This window comes from uncultured Campylobacter sp. (genome assembly GCF_938045205.1).
Classification (GTDB): domain Bacteria; phylum Campylobacterota; class Campylobacteria; order Campylobacterales; family Campylobacteraceae; genus Campylobacter_B.
Genome location: NZ_CALIMY010000033.1, coordinates 1 through 5,598, shown reverse-complemented (window position 1 = coordinate 5,598; position 5,598 = coordinate 1). Strand labels below are relative to the sequence as shown.

The window sequence follows — 5,598 nt, the reverse complement described above, 5'->3', positions numbered from 1 at the left end:
AAGAGATCCGTATGAAATTTTGGGGCTTCCCAAAGACGCTACGTTTAGCGAGATCAAGAAAAAATATCGCGAGCTCGTGAAAAAATACCATCCCGACATCCTGATGGGCAAGGGCGCGGACGAGGAGATCATCCAGGAGGGCACGAAGAAGCTTCAGGAGATCAACGAGGCGTATAAAATTTTAAAGGAGCGCTTCGGCGAGAAGTAGGGCGAGCAAATTTTAAAATTTGAGGGCGCAGAGCGTCTTGAAATTTTAAAATAGGATAGCGAGACGGCGGTAAAGTGCAAGGTGCGGCGAAAGATTATAATTTAAGGAGTGATAAATGAGAAATTTTATAGTTTTTGTCGTTTTGGCGGCACTACTTGGAGGATGCGCGAGCAAAAAGGATCAAAATGGAATTGCCGACTCGGAAGATATCGTAATGTTAAGCTTTGACAAAAATATTTCCACCAGATACCGAGCCCATAACGGAAAACTCTATAAAAATGGCAAAGTGTTAGGCAAATATCTTACGGCACCGGGACTTGGTATGCAGATTTATACGGATGAAATGGAAAATGGTTATATAGATCCCAGCGCGATAAAAGAACATAATTCTAAAAAAATTACGGAGATAATATTTGTTCCGAACGAATTTCTTAAAGTAATCTCTTTTAGCCATAATGACGGCGTTTGTAAAGCATTGTCCGCAGGAAAATATGTACATATAAAGGAGTATATTACTATGTATTCACGAGGTGAGCCGATCGTGGCATATAGTTATGATGTTTTGATGTCAAGAAAAGGAATGGGGAAAATTTCATCCAGGTATGATTTCGCTAATGAAAAATTATCTTATGTGGATAAAAAAATTTTAGAAAAACTAAATTCGACAGTAGCAGATCATGTGAAAAAATCCGTCGTACTTAGCGGCGCTACGCTTCTTGGTCTGCTTTGTAGAGAAAAGTCTAAAAGGTTGGATTAAATTTGAGGAGTGATAAATGAAAAATTTTATAATTTTTGCCGTTTTGGCGGCACTACTTGGGGGATGCGGGATATTGCGCCCCGCTAAGAGCGACAAGGAGTTTAAATTTTACGACGGCAACAAAACCGTGATCTATAAATTTGCGGGCGAGGATCTGTATGAAAATGGCAGAAATTTAGGCGCGTATTCTATGGATAGGGGCGAGCTTAGGACGCTTGTGCTCGATGAAGCGGGTAAGTCTTACGGCAATAACTACAAGTCTGCGCTGAATGCCAAGCGGATGAAATTTTATCTTTTTAACGACGAAAGGGCAATGGTATTTAGCATTTGGCACAAAGATGGGATTTGCAGCGTCTATAATGCAGGCAGATACGTAAATTTCGACTATACTTCAAATATGTTTAAAGACGGCGATTGGCTTTACGCGGACGGTAGAATTTCAAAAAGCGAGAGCTCGGTGCAAAATATGAGTTCAAAAACGTTGAGCGCATATAAAAATATGAATTTTGAAAAAGCGATCGATCGCAAAGATACGAAATATATCGCGGAGGACTTGGCTGTGGCTGGATTTTTCAAAAAGGCGACCGAGGGTCTTAAAACCATGATTTTAGACGATTTTTGCAGATAAACTTCGAGGGAGTTATGGATAAAATTAAAATTTTAGCGCTGTTTACGGCGGTCGTGCTGCTTACTGGCTGTATGAAGGTAAAGTATTCGCAAGCCGAGCTACATCCGGAAAATTCCGTGATGATGAGCTACGACGGGCAGACCGTCACCGAGTATAAAATTTCAGGCGGCGTGCTTTTAAAAGATGACGCAATCTTAGGAAGATATGAAGAGGAGGGCTCCAATCTCTATCTATTTACGGACGAAAGAGGAGTCGGCACGGCTAAGGATCAAATTTCGCAACGAGGTCTAAATAAATTTACGATCTACGTTTTTACGCCCAATAAAGAGCTACGAATCGCTGAGTATTCCGCGAGCGGCAGCGTTTGCAAGGCATTTGCGGAGGGCAAATTCGTAAACCTGACAGAGCACTTTAGCGGCTACGCTTCCTCCGCGCCGCTTTATTCATACTCGTTTTCGGCTTCGGTGTCGCAAAGCTCCAGCGCAAACGTGATCTCACGCTACGAATACGTGAGCTCAATACTAAAAAATAGTAGGGCATTCTTGCAAAGCCCGCATACGGCTCTAGGCAATACGGTTAAAGAGAGCATCGAGTGGCACCGGGACAAATTGCGCGATATTTGTAAGATAAAATTTTAAAAACCAAACCAACACGAAAGGAAAAACATGGGATTTTTATCCAAAGACGAAGAGCCGCAGAAGCAGGGCGCTAAAAAGGCGGCGAAGCAACCGCCGATCTTGATGAAACAAACGCAAGAGGTGATCACCAATATCGAGAAATATCTGGGCGCGCCGCTGCTTACTTACTTCAATTCGGGCGCAGGTAGCGTCTGCGGTAACGACGCGATCAGTATCAACGACCACCTAAAGGGCAAGCATTTCGAAAAGCTCTACCTTTACATCAAATCTGACGGCGGCAGCGGTATCGCATCGCTTAAGATCGTCTCGATCCTGCGCAACCACTGCGACGAGCTGATCGCGCTGGTGCCGGCAAACTGCGCTTCGGCGGCTACGATGATGGCGCTTGGGGCGAATAAAATTTTAATGGGGCCGCTAGGTTATCTCACGTCGGTCGATACTTCGCTGCGACACGAGCTTTCGCCGGTTACGAACACCAACGACCAGGCCAACGTCTCGATGGACGAGCTAAGCCGCGTGGTGAAGCTTTGGAAAAATAACGAGCGCCCAAACGACGAGAACCCGTACAAGGAGCTTTATAAATATATCCATCCGCTCGTTTTCGGCGCCGTCGATCGCGCAAGCAGCCTGTCGCTTAAAATTTGCCGCGAAATTCTGCGCTACCACTTCGAAGATGAGCAAAAGATCGCCTTTATCAGCGACAAGCTAAACAGCGGCTATCCGTCGCACGACTATCCGATCTTATTCAGAGAGGCTAACGAGCTTGGGCTTCAGGTCGAGAAGATGGATACGCGCCTAAGCGAGATGCTTCAAATTTTAAACGAGCTCTACGCCGAGATGGGGCAGCGCACCTTCACCGACTTTGATGAGAACAACTATCACGACAACAATATCGCCAATATCATCGAAATTTTGGGATGCCAGATCTACTATCAGATCGACAAGGATTGGTTTTATCGCGAGGAGGAGAAGCGCTGGATCGTGCTAAACGACGAGAGCTCGTGGCGCAAAAACGAACTCGACGGCAAAAATATCAAAAACAGCATCTATTATATTTAGTGCGGTTTGGATTTCGCGCCGCTTTAAATTTGCGGCTTGTAAAATTTAAACGAGCAGCAGCGGCAAGGTGCGATTGATGATGACATAGCCGCGATTATGGATGAGCTGGAAAACAAAATGTGCAGGTAAATTTAAAATTTTAAAAGCGGCAAGAGGAGGCGCCAACCTAGCTTGGCGATAAAAGCTGCGCCGCGAAATTTTAAATTTAGTCGGTTTGCGCAGGTCCTTGCGGCTAAATTTGCGCTGCGGTTTAAATTTACGTTTTGCGTCGCGGCTTTTAATTTAGCCTTTGCAAGCGGCGCAGAATTTTAAAATTTACGTTCGCACGAGCATGGCGGCGATATTTAAGAAGCAAATTTAAAATTTACGCGCGGTAAATGCGGTAAATTTAGTAAATTTCACTTTGCCGATTCCGCTTCATAAATCAGGCAAAATTTTAAAATTTAAAGGATTTTTGCGATGAAATTTTTTATCTCGTCTCTATTTTTGGCTCTGTCGCTGCTCGGCTGCGCTGGCAAAAACTCGCCTGCAAGCGATAAAACCTACGTTCTTTCAAGCGAGCTTGGAGATACGAAATACGCTTTTTACGGCGGAAATCTCTACGAAAACGGCGCGATTTTAGGTCCTTATGAAACGCGAGGCGATGCGAAGCTTGCGATTTTAGGCGGCGGCGCAAATTTAGATAAAAACGCGAAGCTCATAAAACTATATTTTTTCGAGCGCAGATACGGCGCGATCTACGCCGTAAGCCACAAAAACGGGGTCTGCGCCGAGTACAATAGGGGAAATTTCGTAGATTTTCAAATTTTATTTAATATTTTTCAAAGCAAAGAGTGGTTTAATTATAGCGGCGGCATCTCTCGCGATAATGAGAAGCTAAAAGAGCTGGCTTCGGCGCGCATGGCGAAATTTAACGGCGCAAAGCTCGGCGCGGCAGATGAAAAGACGAGGCGCGAGTATCAAAAGGCTCGCCGCGAGGCGATTTTGTATTTTCAGCTTAACGCAAACGACGCGCGCGAGCTGATTTTTAAAAAACTATGCGAATAAATTAAAAGGAGAAAAGATGAGAGCGTTAATCAGCGTCAGCGATAAAGAGGGCGTCGTAGAGTTTGCCAAAGGGCTTGAGCAGCTCGGATTTGAAATTTTAAGCACGGGCGGCACGTTTAAGCTTTTGCGCGAAAATGGTGTTGCGGTGCTCGAGGTTAGCGAATACTCGGGTTCGCCCGAGATGTTTGAGGGGCGGGTTAAGACCCTGCATCCAAAGATCCACGGCGGAATCTTGTATAAGCGAAACGACGCAAATCACGTAAGCCAAGCCGCGCAGCACGGCATCGGCGGCATCGATCTCGTGTGCGTAAATTTATATCCTTTTAAAGCGACCGTAGCCCGCACCGACGATTTTTCCGAGATTATCGAAAATATCGACATCGGCGGCCCCGCGATGGTTCGAAGCGCAGCTAAAAATTTCGCAAGCGTCTATGTCGTTACGAGCCCGCTTGATTACGACGCGGTTTTGCAAAATTTAAGCGGCGCGGACGAGAGCGAGAAGCTGAAATTTAGGCAAAATTTAATGATAAAAGCTTATGAGCACACCGCAGCCTACGACGCGATGATCGCAAACTATATGAACGAGCGCTTTAACGGCGGCTTCGGCGCGAAAAAATTTATCACGGGTAGCAAGGTATTCGACACCCGCTATGGCGAAAATCCGCATCAAAAGGGCGCTCTGTACGAGTTCGAGGACTTTTTTAGCAAGCACTTTAAGAGCCTAAAGGGCGAGGCGAGCTTTAACAATATGACCGATATGCACGGCGCGCTGATGCTCGCTAGCAGCTTCGGGGAGGCGCCTGCGGTGGCGATCTGCAAGCATGCCAATCCGTGCGGCTTCGCCGTAAAGGGAAGCCTGCTTGAAAGCTACACCGAGGCGCTAAAATGCGATCCCGTTTCGGCATACGGCGGCGTCGTGGCGATAAACGGCGTTTTGGACGAGGAGTTAGCGCATAAGATCAATGAAATTTTTGTCGAAGTTATCCTCGCCGCCCGCATCACGCCCGCGGCGCTTGCGGTATTTGAAAAGAAAAAGCGTATTAAAATTTTCGAGCAAGGCGGGGAGTTTTTAATTCGCGAAAACGACAAGTATGATTTTAAATTCATTGACGGCGGCTTCGTATATCAGCAGCGCGACTACGTGGGCGCGAGCGAGGTCGCAAACGCCCGCTGCGTCACTAAGCGCGCGGCGAGCCAGAGCGAGCTTGATGATCTAAAAATCGCGTGGCAGATCGCCGCGCTTACGAAGAGCAACTGCGTG

Annotated in this window: 7 protein-coding genes; all 7 read left to right on the top strand. The window is 46.3% G+C overall.

The window, feature by feature from the left end; all coding sequences use genetic code 11:
• Positions 1–208 (top strand): J domain-containing protein (locus Q0198_RS02005; RefSeq protein WP_297894402.1); only part of this gene is annotated, 208 nt, incomplete at its 5' end.
• A gap of 115 nt (positions 209–323) precedes the next feature.
• The gene (locus Q0198_RS02000; protein WP_297894400.1) at positions 324–965 is read left to right on the top strand and encodes a hypothetical protein; all 642 of its coding nucleotides are present in this window, start codon (positions 324–326) and stop codon (positions 963–965) included.
• Positions 966–981: 16 nt separating this feature from the next.
• On the top strand, positions 982–1,593 hold the full coding sequence (locus Q0198_RS01995) for a hypothetical protein (protein WP_297894398.1): 612 nt from the start codon (positions 982–984) through the stop codon (positions 1,591–1,593).
• 14 nt (positions 1,594–1,607) lie between these two features.
• On the top strand, positions 1,608–2,231 hold the full coding sequence (locus Q0198_RS01990; RefSeq protein ID WP_297894396.1) for a hypothetical protein: 624 nt from the start codon (positions 1,608–1,610) through the stop codon (positions 2,229–2,231).
• A gap of 27 nt (positions 2,232–2,258) precedes the next feature.
• Positions 2,259–3,290, top strand: a complete 1,032-nt coding sequence (locus Q0198_RS01985) for a hypothetical protein (protein WP_297894394.1) — start codon at positions 2,259–2,261, stop codon at positions 3,288–3,290.
• Positions 3,291–3,749: 459 nt separating this feature from the next.
• The gene (locus tag Q0198_RS01980) at positions 3,750–4,337 is read left to right on the top strand and encodes a hypothetical protein (protein ID WP_297894392.1); all 588 of its coding nucleotides are present in this window, start codon (positions 3,750–3,752) and stop codon (positions 4,335–4,337) included.
• A 16-nt stretch (positions 4,338–4,353) separates the two neighbouring features.
• Positions 4,354–5,598 (top strand): bifunctional phosphoribosylaminoimidazolecarboxamide formyltransferase/IMP cyclohydrolase (gene purH / locus Q0198_RS01975; RefSeq protein WP_297894390.1); only part of this gene is annotated, 1,245 nt, incomplete at its 3' end.